The sequence below is a fragment of the Streptomyces sp. SJL17-4 genome, from assembly GCF_036826855.1.
Lineage (GTDB): Bacteria > Actinomycetota > Actinomycetes > Streptomycetales > Streptomycetaceae > Streptomyces.
In genome coordinates, this window is sequence record NZ_CP104578.1 from 5,991,074 (window position 1) to 6,006,209 (window position 15,136).

Annotated in this window: 14 protein-coding genes, 1 tRNA gene and 1 pseudogene; 10 read left to right on the forward strand and 6 right to left on the reverse strand. The window is 71.4% G+C overall.

All coding sequences use genetic code 11. The features are described 5' to 3' along the window. Window positions 1-16: 16 nt before the first annotated feature. Window positions 17-1,165, forward strand: coding sequence for a DUF475 domain-containing protein (locus N5875_RS26845; protein ID WP_318211002.1), 1,149 nt, complete (start codon window positions 17-19; stop codon window positions 1,163-1,165). Window positions 1,166-1,313: 148 nt separating this feature from the next. Further along, window positions 1,314-2,054, forward strand: coding sequence for a Tellurium resistance (locus tag N5875_RS26850; RefSeq protein WP_338496626.1), 741 nt, complete (start codon window positions 1,314-1,316; stop codon window positions 2,052-2,054). Between the two features lie 87 nt (window positions 2,055-2,141). On the opposite strand, the gene N5875_RS26855 is transcribed toward N5875_RS26850, so the two are convergent. Then, on the reverse strand, window positions 2,142-3,113 hold the full coding sequence (locus N5875_RS26855) for a TerD family protein (protein WP_338499269.1): 972 nt from the start codon (window positions 3,111-3,113) through the stop codon (window positions 2,142-2,144). Window positions 3,114-3,290: 177 nt separating this feature from the next. On the opposite strand from N5875_RS26855, the gene N5875_RS26860 reads away from it, so the two are divergent. The 3 genes from N5875_RS26860 to N5875_RS26870 all read left to right on the forward strand — a co-directional run bounded on the left by N5875_RS26860 (window position 3,291) and on the right by N5875_RS26870 (window position 8,194). Next, window positions 3,291-4,532 carry an HpcH/HpaI aldolase/citrate lyase family protein gene (locus tag N5875_RS26860; protein WP_318211000.1) on the forward strand — a complete coding sequence of 414 codons (1,242 nt, stop codon included), beginning with the start codon at window positions 3,291-3,293 and terminating at the stop codon, window positions 4,530-4,532. A gap of 18 nt (window positions 4,533-4,550) precedes the next feature. Further along, on the forward strand, window positions 4,551-7,181 hold the full coding sequence (locus N5875_RS26865; RefSeq protein ID WP_338496627.1) for a phosphoribosyltransferase: 2,631 nt from the start codon (window positions 4,551-4,553) through the stop codon (window positions 7,179-7,181). A gap of 170 nt (window positions 7,182-7,351) precedes the next feature. Then, a complete protein-coding gene (locus tag N5875_RS26870; protein ID WP_338499270.1) occupies window positions 7,352-8,194 on the forward strand; it encodes an HAD family hydrolase in 843 nt (280 codons plus the stop codon). A 9-nt stretch (window positions 8,195-8,203) separates the two neighbouring features. On the opposite strand, the gene N5875_RS26875 is transcribed toward N5875_RS26870, so the two are convergent. The 3 genes from N5875_RS26875 to N5875_RS26885 all read right to left on the reverse strand — a co-directional run bounded on the left by N5875_RS26875 (window position 8,204) and on the right by N5875_RS26885 (window position 10,812). Then, window positions 8,204-8,422 carry a zinc ribbon domain-containing protein gene (locus N5875_RS26875; protein ID WP_229314900.1) on the reverse strand — a complete coding sequence of 73 codons (219 nt, stop codon included), beginning with the start codon at window positions 8,420-8,422 and terminating at the stop codon, window positions 8,204-8,206. 123 nt (window positions 8,423-8,545) lie between these two features. Beyond that, entirely contained in the window at window positions 8,546-9,820 is a 1,275-nt protein-coding gene (locus N5875_RS26880) for a hypothetical protein (RefSeq protein WP_318210998.1), read from the reverse strand. A gap of 221 nt (window positions 9,821-10,041) precedes the next feature. Continuing rightward, window positions 10,042-10,812, reverse strand: a complete 771-nt coding sequence (locus N5875_RS26885; RefSeq protein WP_338496632.1) for a DUF4097 family beta strand repeat-containing protein — start codon at window positions 10,810-10,812, stop codon at window positions 10,042-10,044. A gap of 177 nt (window positions 10,813-10,989) precedes the next feature. On the opposite strand from N5875_RS26885, the gene N5875_RS26890 reads away from it, so the two are divergent. From N5875_RS26890 to N5875_RS26900, 3 genes are all read left to right on the forward strand, one after another. Then, window positions 10,990-11,064, forward strand: a tRNA-Val gene (locus N5875_RS26890). 161 nt (window positions 11,065-11,225) lie between these two features. After that, window positions 11,226-11,816: an SMI1/KNR4 family protein gene (locus N5875_RS26895; protein ID WP_318211212.1), complete on the forward strand. Its 591-nt coding sequence runs from the start codon at window positions 11,226-11,228 to the stop codon at window positions 11,814-11,816. 122 nt (window positions 11,817-11,938) lie between these two features. Beyond that, entirely contained in the window at window positions 11,939-12,502 is a 564-nt protein-coding gene (locus N5875_RS26900; RefSeq protein WP_338496634.1) for a DUF4231 domain-containing protein, read from the forward strand. A gap of 109 nt (window positions 12,503-12,611) precedes the next feature. Here N5875_RS26900 and N5875_RS26905 read toward each other — a convergent pair whose 3' ends face one another. Continuing rightward, on the reverse strand, window positions 12,612-13,061 hold the full coding sequence (locus N5875_RS26905; RefSeq protein WP_318210995.1) for a lamin tail domain-containing protein: 450 nt from the start codon (window positions 13,059-13,061) through the stop codon (window positions 12,612-12,614). A gap of 125 nt (window positions 13,062-13,186) precedes the next feature. Between N5875_RS26905 and N5875_RS26910 the strand changes: the two genes are divergently transcribed. Beyond that, complete coding sequence (locus N5875_RS26910; protein ID WP_338496635.1) at window positions 13,187-13,993, forward strand: MBL fold metallo-hydrolase; 807 nt, start codon at window positions 13,187-13,189, stop codon at window positions 13,991-13,993. Here N5875_RS26910 and N5875_RS26915 read toward each other — a convergent pair. Beyond that, a pseudogene (locus N5875_RS26915) lies at window positions 13,935-14,691 on the reverse strand (GntR family transcriptional regulator). The gene N5875_RS26910 and the pseudogene N5875_RS26915 overlap by 59 nt on opposite strands. A gap of 187 nt (window positions 14,692-14,878) precedes the next feature. Here N5875_RS26915 and N5875_RS26920 point away from each other — a divergent pair. Continuing rightward, window positions 14,879-15,100 carry a hypothetical protein gene (locus tag N5875_RS26920; protein WP_318210992.1) on the forward strand — a complete coding sequence of 74 codons (222 nt, stop codon included), beginning with the start codon at window positions 14,879-14,881 and terminating at the stop codon, window positions 15,098-15,100. The last annotated feature ends 36 nt before the right edge of the window (window positions 15,101-15,136 follow it).

Consider the following 15,136-nt stretch of genomic DNA (forward strand, 5'->3'; position numbering starts at 1 on the left):
CACGATGGGGCAAACAGTGGTTCTGAAAACCTTCGGCTGGTCGTTCGCCATCACGGTGCTCGGCCTGGTCGCAGCGGTGCTCTACGGGGGGTGGGAGGCGTTCGGGATCGTCGCGATCCTGTGTGTCCTCGAGATCTCGCTGTCCTTCGACAATGCAGTGGTCAACGCCGGAATCCTGAAGAAGATGAATGCCTTCTGGCAGAAGATCTTCCTCACCATCGGTGTGCTCATCGCCGTCTTCGGTATGCGGCTGGTCTTCCCCGTCGTGATCGTGGCGATCAGTGCCAAGATCGGCCCCATCGAGGCCGTCGATCTCGCGCTCAACGACGCCGAGCGCTACGAACAGCTCGTCACCGACGCCCACCCGTCGATCGCGGCCTTCGGCGGGATGTTCCTGCTGATGATCTTCCTCGACTTCATTTTCGAGGACCGCGACATCAAGTGGCTCGGCTGGCTGGAGCGCCCGCTGGCCAAGCTCGGCAAGATCGACATGCTGTCGGTCTGCATCGCCCTCGTCGTCCTGGCGATCAGCGCCATGACCTTCGCGACCCAGGCCCACCAGCACGGCGGCACGCACGTCGACAAGGCGGCGACCGTCCTGCTCTCGGGCGTCTTCGGCCTCATCACGTACCTCGTCGTCGGCGGTCTCTCCGGCTACTTCGAGAACAAGCTGGAGGAGGAAGAGGAGCGCGAGCACGAGGTCGAGGAAGAGGCCAAGCGCAGCGGCAAGAAGGCTCCCGCGATCCAGCTGGCCGGCAAGGCCGCCTTCTTCATGTTCCTCTACCTGGAGGTCCTCGACGCCTCCTTCTCCTTCGACGGTGTCATCGGCGCCTTCGCCGTCACCAACGACATCGTCCTGATGGCCCTCGGCCTCGGCGTCGGCGCGATGTACGTCCGGTCCCTGACGGTCTACCTGGTCCGCCAGGGCACCCTCGACGACTACGTCTACCTGGAGCACGGCGCCCACTACGCCATCGGCGCCCTCGCCGCGCTCCTCCTGGTCACCATCCGGTACGAGATCCCCGAGGTCGTCACCGGCTCCATCGGCGTCATCCTGATCGCCTGGTCCTTCTGGTCCTCCGTACGCCGCAACAAGCGGCTCGCGGCGGCCGAGGGCGGATCCGGCTCGTCGGACGACAAGACCGAGGTGCCGTCCGGGGTGTGACACCCCCGGCAATGAGGAACGATTCACTGCGGGGCGGCCGGTGCACCCGGCCGCCCCGCAGGCATGTGCGCGGTGTCGGTGATCAGTGGTGTGTGATCAGCGGTGCCTGCGGACAGTGGGTCGGACACCAGTGGGGGGTGAAGGCGGCATGGCCTTCTGGGACAACCTTTTTCCGGGGAGGGCGGCGTCGCAGTTCGATTCGGGCAGCGCCGCGTCGAACACGATCGATCTGACGAAGCGGCGCCCGTCCGTCTCGCTCACCAAACAAGGCGCCGCCACCGGCAACCTCCGGGTGAACCTCTCCTGGCGGATGCGGACCTCCGACCTCGAAGGACGCTCCCGGCAGAGCGGGCGGCTGCTCCGCAACCCGTCCCAGTTCTTCAAGCCCGAGGTCGTGCAGGCGCACACCCAGGGCATGGTCAACGTCGATCTGGACCTGGGCTGCCTCTACGAGCTCAGCGACGGCAGCAAGGGCGTGGTGCAGCCGCTCGGAGGCTTCTACGGAGACCTGAACGGCGCGCCGTACGTGAAGCTCAGCGGCGACGACCGCTTCGGCGGCTCCTCCGGGGAGACGATCTTCGTCAATCTGGACCACAAGGACGAGATCAAGCGCCTGCTGTTCTTCGTGTACATCTACGACCAGACGCCTGCCTTCGACCGTACGCACGCCAAGATCACGCTCTATCCGAGCAACGGCCCCCGGATCGAGATCGAGCTCGACGAGCGCGCCCCGCAGGCCCGCTCCTGCGCGGTCTTCTCCGTGGAGAACGCCAAGGGCGAGCTGACGGTCCGCCGCGAGGTGCGCTTCGTGTACGGCTTCCAGGCCGAACTGGACCGGCTGTACGGCTGGGGTCTCCAGTGGGGGCGCGGCTACAAGACCAAGGCGTAGCGGTTGCCCGCGTCCGCAGGGCCCTCGGGTCTGTCGGGCCCGTCAGACCCGTCAGACCCGTTAGACCCCTCAGACCCTTCAGACCCTTCAGGACCTGACGAACTGGGGACCCATCGGCGGCATCCGGAACTCCGGTGCCGGGTTCTGCTCGGGGGCGGTCACCGGCTGCGGATAGCCGTACGCCGGGGCCGGGGCCGCGTTCGCAGGCTGGGGGTAGCCGTAGGCGGGCGCCCGGTCGGGCATGGGCGGCGGCATGGTCGGCTGCGGGGGTACGGGGGCAGGGACGGGTACGGGGGTGTGGGCGACGGTCAGGTCGAGATCCGGGTCCCCGCCGCCGGCGGAGGCGACGGTGGCCGCCGTGGCCTCCTGGACCTCGCCGGGGGAGCCCTGGCCGCCCGACACCTCGCGGAAGCCGCCCTGGGCCTCCTGAGGGCCGTCCTGGGCGCTCTGGCCGTTCTGGGCGTTCTGGGCCGCCTGCGCGGCCTCCTGCGCCGCGTCCTGCGCGTCCTCGTCGACCGAGATGCCGAAATCGGTGGCGAGGCCGACCAGGCCCGTCGGATAGCCCTGACCCACGGCGCGGAACTTCCAGCCGTCCCCACGGCGGTACAGCTCGCCGCAGATGATGGCCGTCTCCTCGCCCGTCTCCGCCGTCACGGAGAACAGGGCCAGTGCCTCGGCCTCGGGCCCCGCCGTCGCGTCGTAGAGCAGGATCCGCAGGTCGGAGACGGAGCGGAAGGTCCCGCCGTCGGAGGAGGCCGCGATCACCACGCGGTCGACGGACGGGTCGAGGCTGCCGAGGTCGGCTTCCACGGTGTCCGTGAGACCCTTGGAGTCACGCTTCTTCGGCAGCCGTCGCACCAGGCCCGAAGGGTGGCGCGGCTGGTTGTAGAAGACGAAGTCCTCGTCGGACCGCACCCGGCCGGAGGGCCCCAGGAGCAGGGCCGAGGCATCCACGTCGGGGACCCCGGAGCCCGGGGTCCAGCGGAGCACGGCCCGTACGGCCGCGGTGTCGAGAGGGACGTTGGAGCCCTTCAGCATCGCGTGCGTCATGACCGTAATCCTGCCCTCCCGGCAGACCCGCGGACAACGCGGGGGCGTCATCGATACCGGGACGGCGTTTCGGACGCTGGCGAGTTACCTGGATTTCATGCTCGAAGGGAACTGCGGACACCCGCACCTACGTACTATTACCGGCCACATGTCGTCAGGTTCCAGAGAGGTAGATGGGGGACTTATATGCGTCATTTCGGGCATGTTCCGTCCGCGACGCGGGCCGGCCTCTTCCATCGGGAGCCGGTCGAGTTCACGGCAGATTCGCCCGCGCGCACGCTCGCCGTGGCCCTGGGGGCCACGCTCTACAGCCCGGCCACCCGGCCCCGGCTCGCCGACGACGTGCGCAAGCAGGCGGCCCGTGGAGTGGTCTCCATGGTGCTCTGCCTGGAGGACTCCATCAGCGACGCCGATGTCGAGGCGGGTGAGGACAACCTCGTACGCCAGTTCGCCGACCTCGCCGACCTCGCCGATCGCACCGATCGCACCGACCTGGCCGATCGCGCCGCCGGGACCGTGACGGACGCCGACACCGCCACGGGCACCGCCGCGGATCTGCCCCTGCTCTTCATCCGGGTCCGTGATCCGCGCCAGATCACCGACCTCGTCGCCCGGCTTGGAGAAACGGTCCGCCTGCTGTCCGGATTCGTACTGCCCAAGTTCACCGAGGTGCGCGGCCAAGCCTTCCTCGAAGCGCTCGCCCTGGCCGAGCGGACGAGCGGCAGGCGTCTTTTCGCCATGCCGGTCCTGGAGTCCCCCGAGCTCCTCCACCTGGAGACCCGGGCCGAGACCCTCGCCGGCATCGCCGCGGTCACCGACAAGTACCGCGACCGCGTCCTCGCCCTACGCCTCGGCGTCACCGACTTCTGCTCCGCCTACGGGCTGCGCCGCTCGCCCGACATGACCGCCTACGACGTCAAGATCGTCGCGAACGTCATCGCCGACGTCGTCAACGTCCTCGGCCGCTCCGACGGCACCGGCTTCACCGTCACCGGACCCGTCTGGGAGTACTTCCGGCCCGGCGAGCGCATGTTCAAGCCCCAGCTGCGCCGCAGCCCCTTCCTGGAGGGCAGCGCGGAGGACCTGCGCACGGCCCTCATCGAACACGACCTCGACGGCCTGCTGCGCGAGATCGAACTCGACCGCGCCAACGGCCTGCTCGGCAAGACCTGCATCCACCCCACCCATGTGGTGCCGGTGCACGCGCTCTCCGTGGTCAGCCACGAGGAGTGGAGCGACGCGCAGGACATCCTGCGGCCCGAACAGGGCGGCGGCGGGGTGCTGCGCTCCGCGTACACGAACAAGATGAACGAAGTGAAGCCGCATCGCGCGTGGGCCGAACGCACCCTCCTGCGCGCCGAGGTCTTCGGCGTCGCCAAGGAGGACGTCGGCTTCGTGGATCTGCTCACCGCCGGACTTGCCGGCTGACGAAGGGACGTCGACGACGTGGTGTGGACCGGAACGTGGGTCGCGGAGCGACTGGGCGTCGAACTGATCGGCGACGAGGCGCTGCCGGCCCTGTTGGGCCTCGCACTGCGTCGCAACCCCAAGCGCGCGCATCTGCTGGTCTCCAGCGTGCTCGGCAAGCACGTGCCGCAGCGGCCGTCCGTGGTCTATGGCTCCGGCCTCGACCTCGGCCGGCGCGTCCGCGCGCTCCTCGGCGACGAGGAGGCCGCGCGGTCCGTCGTCCTCGGGTACGCCGAGACGGCCACCGCCCTCGGCCACGCGGTCGCCGACGGCCTCGGCCTCGCCCCGTACCTCCACTCCACCCGGCGGCCGGTGGCCGGGGTCGCCCGCGCGGGCGGCTTCGAGGAGTCCCACTCGCACGCCACCTCGCACCTGCTGCTGCCCGAGGACCCCAAGCTGCTCGCCGGCGACGGCCCGCTGGTCCTCGTCGACGACGAGTTCTCGACCGGCAACACCGTCCTGAACACCGTGCGGGCCCTGCACGAGCGCTACCCGCGCGACCGGTACGTCGTCGTCGCCCTGGTCGACATGCGCTCGGCCGCCGACCTCGGCCGCCTGGACGCCTTCGCGGCGGAGATAGGCGCCCGCGTCGACCTGATATCCGGCGCCGCCGGCACCGTTCGCCTCCCGGAAGGGGTCCTGGAGAAGGGCCAGGCGCTGGTGGCGGAACACGAGAGGGCGTACGAGCCGGCAGGTACGGGTTCGGGTACGGGTACGGGTGCCGCGGCCCCGCGTGCCCCGCGTCGGCACGCGTACGCGCGCGTGGCGCTGGACTGGCCGGAGGAGGTGCCCGACGGTGGGCGGCACGGCTTCACGCCCGACCAGCGGGACCGCCTGGAGGCGGCGCTGCCCACGATGGCGGGCAGGATCACCGAGGCACTGCGAGCCGACCCGTCCGCCGACCTGTCCGCCGACCCGTCCGCCGACCCGTCCGCCGAGGCGGCGCTCGGCGGGACCCCCGACGAACAACCGCGCGCCGTCCCCACCCCGCCGCCCGCAGGGCCCCGCCTCCTTGTCCTCGGTTTCGAGGAGCTGATGTACGCGCCCCTGCGCCTCGGCACCGCCCTGGAGGACGCCGGGCACGACGTCCGCTACTCCACCACCACCCGCTCGCCCGTCCTCGCCGTCGACGACCCCGGTTACGCGATACGCACCCGGCTCGTCTTCCCCGCCCACGACGACCCAGCCGACGGCCCCGGCGAGCGCTACGCCTACAACGTGGCCGGCGCCGGCTTCGACGCCGTCGTCCTCGTCGTCGACTCCACCGCCGACACCCCGGCCCTGCACGCCCCGGACGGCCTGCTCGCCCAGCTCGCCGCGCACATCCCGCGCGTCGTGCTCGCCGTCGTCCCCTCGTACACGCCCACGGCCTCGCCGTACGCCCCGTACGAAGCCACGCCCGAGGTCACCGAAGCCACCGAAGCTCCCGAAAGGAGCTCCATGCTGCCCGAGCCCCTCCGCGGCCCCGCCTTCTCCTCGTACGCACCCGAGGAGGTCGGCTGGCTGCTCCAGGACCTCTCGGACGTCGAGCTCGAGGCGCCCACCGAGGAACGCGAGGAAGCCATCCAGAGCGGCGGCGCGCACTACGCCGAGTCGCTCCCCGTCGAGTACCAGCCGAGCGACCGCTACCAGGAGCTGTTCCACGCCGCCCTGGAGACCTCGGCGGCCCGCATCGCCCGCGCCGTCGGCACCGTCACCGAGACCGTCCTCGCCGAGCGCGAGCGCCCCGGCCACCGCCCCGTGCTCGTCTCGCTCGCGCGCGCCGGCACCCCCGTCGGCGTCCTCATGCGCCGCTGGGCGCAGGCCCGCCACGGCCTGGACCTGCCCCACTACGCCGTCTCCATCGTGCGTGGCCGCGGCATCGACTCCAACGCGCTGCGCTGGCTCGCCGCCCACCACGACCCGGCCGACGTCGTGTTCGTCGACGGCTGGACCGGCAAGGGCGCCATCACCCGTGAACTCGCCGACGCCATCAAGGAGTTCGAGGCGGCCGAGGGTGTCACGGGCTTCGACCCGGAGATCGCGGTCCTCGCCGACCCCGGCTCCTGTGTCCGTACGTACGGCACGCGCGAGGACTTCCTGATCCCCTCCGCCTGCCTCAACTCCACGGTCTCCGGCTTGATCTCGCGGACGGTGCTCCGCGCCGACCTGGTCGGACCGAACGACTTCCACGGCGGAAAGTTCTACCGCGAGCTGGCCGGCGCGGATGTCTCCAACGCCTTCCTCGATGCCGTCGCCGCCCGCTTCGACGAGGTCGGCGCGGCCGTCGACGCCGACGTCAAGGAACTCCTGGCCGCCGACCGCACCCCCACCTGGGAGGGCTGGGCGGCTGTGGAGCGGATCAGCGAGGAGTACGGCATCCACGACGTCAACCTGGTCAAGCCGGGCGTCGGCGAGACCACCCGCGTACTGCTCCGCCGCGTCCCCTGGAAGATCCTCGCCAAGCGGGGCGCCGAGGCCGACCTCGCGCACGTCCGGCTGCTCGCCGAGCAGCGCGGCGTACCGGTCGAGGAGGTCGACGAACTCCCGTACAGCTGCGTCGGTCTGATACACCCTCAGTACACGCGGGGCGCGACAGGCGCCGACGGCAAGGCGGTGGTGTCCCAGTGAGTACGGCGAGTACGACGGATACGGCGACGGGTGCGACGGGTACGGCGCCGGGTACGGCGGGTACGGCGACGAGCGTGAAGACCACGACGACGCCCCCGATTCCGACCCAGGCCTCGACCCCGGCCCCGATTCCGGCCTCGATCCAGGCCGCGACCCCGGCTCCGGTCCCGATCCCGGCCGCGAACCAGACCCCGAACGCGATCACCGCCCCCGTCCTGGTGGCGAGCGACCTCGACCGCACCCTCATCTACTCGTCCGCGGCCCTCGCCCTCGGCATGCCGGACGCCCAGGCGCCCCGGCTGCTCTGCGTCGAGGTCCACGAGTCCAAGCCGCTCTCGTACATGACCGAGCACGCGGCGGGGCTCCTGGCGAGACTGACGGAAGAAGCCGTCTTCGTCCCCACCACCACCCGGACGCGCAAGCAGTACCAGCGCATCCAACTCCCCGGCAGCGCACCGAAGTACGCGATCTGCGCCAACGGCGGGCACCTCCTCGTCAACGGCGTCACCGACGCCGACTGGCACGCCTCCGTGATGCTCAGGCTCGCCGAGGAATGCGCACCGCTCTCCGAGGTCCGCGCCTACCTCACCGCGACCACGGACCTGTCCTGGGTACGCAAGCACCGCGTCGCCGAGGACCTGTTCGCGTACCTCGTCGTCGAGCGGGAGCGGCTGCCCGTGGACTGGCTGGAGCGCTTCGGCGCCTGGGCGGGGGAGCGGGGCTGGACGGTCTCGCTCCAGGGCCGCAAGGTGTACGCCGTACCGAAGCCGCTCACCAAGAGCGCGGCCGTCCGCGAGGTCGCCCGCCGCATCGGCACGTCGCTCACCCTGGCCGCGGGCGACTCGCTCCTCGACGCGGACCTGCTGCTCGCCGCGGACCGGGCGTGGCGCCCGGGCCACGGCGAACTGGCCGACAGCGACTGGACGGCCCCCCACCTGGACGTCCTCGCGGAACGCGGGGTCGCGGCGGGCGAGGAGATCCTGCGCCGCTTCAGGGCGGCGGCCGCCGTCTAGCCGACGGGATCAGCTGCAGCAACCGCCACCGCAGCAGCCTCCGCCACCCCCGCCACCGCTCGGCGCGGGGGCGGCGGAGGCGGAGCCGCCGACGGCCACGGCCGAGAGCAGCTTCACGGTGTCGTCGTGCCCGGCGGGGCAGGAGGCCGGGTCGGAGGACTCGGCCATGGGCCGGCTGAGCTCAAACGTGTCGCCGCAGGTCCGGCAGCGGAATTCGTAACGAGGCATGGGAACAGGCTAGAGCCTGAGACCGGCCACGGGCAGGGCACCTGCCCCCTCCGTCCGCCCCAGGGCGACCGACGTCCCCTGTCCCCGGTCCCCGACCGGCCAACCGCATCCGTCCTCCCCGGGTCAGTGCCCGGTGGCGGTGGCGCCCCGCTCCTCCCTGATCCGACCGACGACGTGCGCGGCCGTGGCCCGTACGGCCTCCAGTTCGGTCAGGAAGTGCCAGTAGTCCGGGTGGCGGCCCTCCAGGGTGTCGACCGCCCGGTCGATCCGCGCGACGGCCTCGTCGAGGGGCCGGGCGTGGCGCGGGTCGGGGGTGCTGCGCCCGGCCATCGCGAGGCGCTGGGCGTCCCGTACCGCGAACCGGGCGCGGTCGGTCTCCGCCTTCGGGTCCTTGGCGACGGCGTCGAGGCGGCGCAGCCGGTCGCCGGCGGCCGAGACGGCCTCGTCGGTGGAGTCGAGCAGCGCGCGGACGGTGGAGAGCATCGAGGTCGCGTCCGGCCAGCGCTGCTCCGCGCGCGCCCTTCCGGCCTCCGCGAGCCGGTCCTCGGCCTGCCGGAGCGTGGTGGCGGCCTGCTCGGGCACGTGCTGGAGGTCCTGCCAGCAGGGCGCGGTGAAGCGCCGCCGCAGCTCCGAGAGGATCGGCTCGACGCCACTGGTGCGGGTGGTGAGCGCCTCGGTGCGGGTACGGAGGGAGACGAGGCGCCGGTCGATCTCGGCGGCCCGCTCGGGCAGCCGCTCGGCCTCGGCCCGTACGGCTTCGGCGTCGCGCAGCACCGTGTCGGCACGCTGGAGGGTCTCGGGGACGCCGTGCCGGCCGGCCCCCTCGTTGAGCCGGGTGAGTTCGGGCCCGAGGGCGGCGAGCCGGGCGGCGAGGTCGTCGGCGCGCAGCCCCCTCTCCCGTACGGAGTCGAGGGCGCCGCTCGCGCCGCGCAGGGCCTGCCGGGCCCGCTCGACGGCGGGGGCGAGGCGGGCGAGCTGGGTCTCGGCCTGTCCGAGCAGGGGGGCGAGCCCGGCCTCGAACCGGTCGAGCTCGCCCTTCACGCGGTCCAGTTCGTCCTTGGCGCGGGTCAGTTCGGCGCGGGCCCGGCCGGCGGTCGCGGCGTCGAGCTCGTCCCGGTCGAGGTCGTGGGCGTCGACGGCGCTGATGTAGCTGTGGCTGACCTCGTCGATGCGGCGCCCGAGCGCCTCGAAGCCCTCGACGGCGCGGCGCGTCTCGGGGGAGCTGTCGACGGCGGTGATGGTCTCGATGGAGATGCGGAGCCCGCGCTGGGCGGTGTCGAGCTCGTAGAAGGCGGAGGCGGCGGCGTCCTTGGCGGCCTGGGCCTCGGCGCGCTGGCTCTCACCGCGCCCGCCGAACCAGCGGCGGTTGCCGCCGCCGGCGAAGGCGTGCGGCAGCATCGCGCCGGCCAGCAGCGGAAGGAGAAGTGCGAGCCGAAGCCCGGAAATGCCCGGCCTGGGGCCGCCTTCGGATCGGGTCTGTCCCCGGCTTGGCGCGTCACGACGCCGGACGCCGCTCGCCCCCCTCGCGTCGCTCGCCGCCACGTACCTCTCCCGTGCTGTGTCCGCCGTGCCCGGTCCGGTTCATTCTCCCACCCGGTAAGGACGAACACACGGGCCGGTCAGTTCGCCGTGAGGACGGAGACGTCACCGTTGTCGCTGCGGACGTTCACGGTGTGCTCGCTCTTGTCGCGGCGGGGGACGTCGATCCGGACGTCGCCGTTGTCGCTGGCGCCGGTCACCTCGTACTCGGCGGTGGGGACGGAGACGTGGACGTCGCCGTTGTCGGTGACGACGTCGACGTGACGGGGGACGGTGCCGAGGGTGATGCGTACGTCGCCGTTGTCGGAGCGGGCGACGACCTCGGGTGCGGTGGCTCCGGCCTCGACGGCGACGTCGCCGTTGTCGGTGCCCAGGTCGAGCGCACCGCCGGCCTTGCGCACGCGCACGTCGCCGTTGTCGGAGCGCACCTTCATCGGGGTGGCGAAGCCCTCGGCGGTGACGCGGCCGTTGTCGTTCTCGACGGTGACGGCGACGTCGCGGGGGACCTGGATCCGGTGGACCGCGTCACAGTCGGAGGCGACACCGTCGCAGTCGACCCGCAGGGTCAGCTTCCCGTCGACGAGCTTCCACTCGGGCTCTGGCCCCGACCCCATGAACACCCACCCGTCGACCTGCCGCTCGACGCGTACGTCGTCGATGTCGGCGGCGGTGATCACGAGCTCGGAGTCGTCGGAGTCGACGGTGAGGGCGTCCCCGTCGAAGGCGAACGTCTTCCGCTCCACGGGCGCCTCCCCGACATCGGCCGAGCCGCACCCGACGAGCGCGAGAGAGGCGACGAGCGCCCCACCGGAGGCGAGCAGGACCCGGAACGGACGACGTACAGCGGCCATGACGCCGAGACCCCCACAAGAAAACCAGAAACGCGGACAGTCCCCCGACCGTAATCCCCCACCACCCGCCGTCACGATCCGGCGACCCACCGTCCCAAGGGTGGGGCTAACCCCCCACCGAGAGGTATCGGTTTGCAGCACCCACCCATGCGCCATGTAGGCTGTTGCCTCTTCCACGGGTGCGTAGCTCAGGGGTAGAGCGCTGCTCTTACAAAGCAGATGTCGGCGGTTCGAAACCGTCCGCGCCCACCAGTGAGGTAGCCCTAGGGCCCTGTTCCGATGACGTTTCGTCGGAGCGGGGCCCTGGGTGTTTGCGGGGGTTCGAGGTGCGGACATCGGCGTGCCTGCTGCTCTGTGGGAGATCGTCCACGAAGTCCCGGTCACACCGTTAGGCCGTCTCTTTCGGGTCTTGCATGATGACGGGCATGAACACGGAAGCCTGCGACCCGGCCGAGCTGGCCGCCCTCCGCGAGATCTTCTCGTCCCGCCCCGAGGCGGCGCCGCCGGCCGGGTGGGAGGCGGTGTGGTCCTTCGAGGCGGAGCACGGCATCGTGCTCCCGGAGCCGTATCGCACGTTCGTGGCAGAGGTCTGCGACGGACTGCGTGCCGGGCCGCCCTACTACGGTCTGCTGCCTCTCGCGCAGACGCCCCCGGACTGGGGCTCCGGCCGCCCCGAACGCCTGCTTGCCGAGCCCTTTCCGCTCACGGCGGCGTGGCCGTGGGAGGCGGACGGCGACGAGGAGGCGCTGTCGGTGGAGGAGTTCGAGGCGCGGACGGACCCCGTGTTCGACCACGGCTCGCTGCTGCTGGGCACCGACGGCTGCGGCATGTACTGGCACTTGATCGTCACCGGCCCGCAGCGAGGTCAGGTCTGGCAGATCGCCGGGGAGGGGGCCATGCCTTTCGGTCCCGAGTCGCCTGATGCCGTGATGCCGGGCGTCCCCGGCTTCGCGGGCTGGGCCACGCACTGGGCTCAGGGCCGCTCCTGGTTCGAGGGGACCTGAGGAGACGGTCCGAAAGTGACGGCCTGGACAGGGCTGTCCGTGCTCCGGCGGAAGTCGGCGGCGTGAGTGGCAGGGCGGTGGTGAGGTTGACGGGGGCATGGCAGGGCCGGTGTACTCGCGGGATGGCTGAGGTGGGGGACGCGCCCGAACCCGGGGTGCAGGGCGGCGAGATGACGGCGCAGCGGTATATCGAGACGAGGCTCTGCCAGTACCAGGGCTGGTACGACGTCAAGGCGACCCGGATGAAGGCGATGCATCTGCGGATGCGGACCGTCTCCGTCGTCGGTGGTGCGCTCGTGCCCGTGTTCGTGAATCTGGATCTGGCCTTCGCGCGGGTCACCGCCACCGTGCTGAGCGTCGTGGTCGTCGCCGCCGTGTCGCTGGAGAGCGTCTACCGGTACCGCGAGCAGTGGAAGAACTACCGGTCCACCGAGCAGCTGCTCGGGCACGAGCGGGTCTACTTCGAGACCAAGGTCGGGCCGTACCGCAACCTGCCGAAGCGGGACGCGTTCTCGATGCTCGTCGCCCGGGTCGAGAAGGCCATCGCCAACGAGAACTCCGCCACCCTGAACGTCATGACACTCGGCGGGCAGGTCAACTCCGACGTCCAGCAGCACGGGCAGCACGGGCAGCACGGCATTCCGGTCGCCCGGGAGCCCGAGGCCGGGGAGAAGGCAGAGAAGTAGACGCGTGGACGGCCACGGGATGTCTTCCCGGGGCCGTCCTTTGAGGCATGTGCGGGGGCGTCATCGGCCCCTGCGGGTCGGCGCCGAGGCGATCAACCCTCGTGGTGGGTCAGCACCACTTGTAGTCGACCCGCGTCGAGTTGTACGCGCAGGTGTCGATCCGCGCGCCGTTCGACTTCTTCAGCGTCGCGGTGTCACGGTCGTTGTTCCAGACGTACGCGCCGCGGTTCTGGTAGACGTTCGTGGCCGAGTTCGTGCCGCGGCCCGTGCGGACCGTCACGATCTTGCCCTTGCCGAGGACGAAGTTGCCGAACGTGTACTTGTGGTTCGCTGCGTCCGTCAGCGTCCAGCCGCGCAGGTTGACCGCCGCGCCGGTCGTGTTGCGTATCTGTACGTACTCGGCGTTGAGGCTCGTGTTCGAGCGGCGGTCCGTACCCGGGCTGTCGTAGTAGATCTTGTACAGGTGGACCGAGCCGGCGGCCTGTGCCTGCGTGGGCAGCAGCAGGATGCCGGAGGCGGCGGCCGCGGTCACGGCCGCGAACGTGCGTGCGCGAAGCATGAATGTCCCTCGGTTTCTGCCGGGAGCCCGCCGATGGGCCCCGACGAGCACACAGAATACGCACGCTCTTCACTCCATCCGCACACTTCGCGGGAGTTGGCGCGGGGGTAATTTAATCTTGGCTCATGTTCGACGCGTCCTTGCGGATCACCGTGCTCGGGTCCGCCACCCCCTTCGCCCGGCCGGGCAACCCCTGCTCCGGCTATCTCGTCGAGGGCGGCGGGGTGCGCGTCTGGGTCGACGCCGGCAGCGGCACACTCGCCGAACTCCAGCGGCACGTGGCCCTCGGTGACGTCGACGCCGTGTGGATCTCCCACCTGCACGCCGATCACTCCGCCGATCTGCTCACCTTCTTCTACGCCCTGCTCTACGCGGGACTCGAGCCGGACCTGCCCGTGCCCCTCTTCGGGCCCGCCGGGATCGCCGATCGGCTCGCCGGGTTCCTCACCAACGGCCCCGACCGCAGTCCTGTCGAACGGGCCTTCGGCGTCCAGGAGTTGTACGACGGTCATGTCGCCCGCGTCGGTGGCCTGACCCTGACCTCCCGCGCCGTCGAGCACGGGCTTCCCGCCTTCGCGCTGCGCGTGGAGGACGAGGACGGGCGCTCGCTCGTCTACTCCGGGGACTGCGAGCCCTGCCCCTCCCTCGTCGAACTCGCCCGCGACTGCGACCTGTTCGTGTGCGAGGCGGACGGCGACACCCCCGGACACCATTCCGCCGCGCAGGCCGGCGCCACCGCGGCCGAGGCCGGGGTCGGGCGGCTCGTCCTGACCCATGTGGGGCCGGCGCTCCCGCCCGGGGAAGCCGTCGCGCGGGCCGCCGAGGCGTACACGGGTGACATCGCCCACGCCGATCCCGGGCTCCGGTTCGACGTCACGCGTCGAAGTCGTACTCCAGGACGTACGACGACGAGTCCAGCGTCATCTCGTTGAGCTCCACGGCCTTCCCCGGCCCGGTGAACGCCGTACGCCCGATCAGCACCACCGGCGTCCCGAACTCCAGAGCCAGCCGGTCCGACTCGTCCGCCGTCGGCATCCGGCAGCGGATCTCCTCCCGGAACCGCACCGGCCGGTGGCCCAGCTCCGTCAGCCGGGCATAGGTACCGCCCGGCCCCGTGTCCGGCTCGGCGATCGGCGTCCCGCGCACCAACTCCGCCGACAGGTACGAGACCGACAGCAGCACCGGCTTGGCGTCGAGGACGAAAGCGGCTGCGCACGCACACGGGCGCCCCCGGCGTCAGGTTCAGCGCCCCCGCGACCCGCGCCCCCGCCTCCGTCTCGCCCACCTCGATCTGGTCGACGACCAGGTCCCGGTCCTCCACGTCCGCCGACCAGACCGAACGCCCGTTGCCCCACTGCTCGCCGGACAGGCGCGGGATGCCCCGGCGGCGCAGCGGGCGGAAGACCCGGACGAAGACCCCGGCGCCCTTGCGGGCCTCGGCGAGCCCCTCGGCGCGCAGCACGGAGAGGGCCTGGCGGGCCGTCATCCGGGCCACGGCGTACGTCGTCATGAGGTCGTTCTCACCGGGGAGCCGGTCACCCGGCGAGAAGGCGCCCGACTGGATCGCGGTTCTCAACTCATCGGCGATGCGCTGGTACTTGGGCCGACGAGCGCTGTCCTGGTCAGTCACGGGTGGACCACTCCCTTCATCTGCGCACACCCTACGGCGCACCCCGCGGCCAGGGTGCACACGTGTGCGCCGCCCCGCCCGGCCGATCCATCCATCGGGGGACATCTCTAGAGATACGTTGACAGGGAGGGGACGGAGGGATTCTCTGGTTCTCCCCAGGCTTCAGGGATCGGGACGGAGGGGATACGTGCAGCCACTGCCCGAGGTCGGTGACCTCGTCCGTGACGCCGCCACCGGACGCGTCGGCTTCTACGTCGGGACCGTCTCCGGACGCTGTCTGATCCGGGCCGTGCACGGAGACGCCGAGTGGGAGGCCGAGCCCGCCGACGTCCAGCCGGCCACGCCGCTGCGCGAGCTGCGCGCCCGAGCCGCCGAGATCAACGCGCGTAGCCGACGGGGGCCGGCCTGAGGCTCCGGCGGTTGTCAGTGGGGCGCGCCACACTGG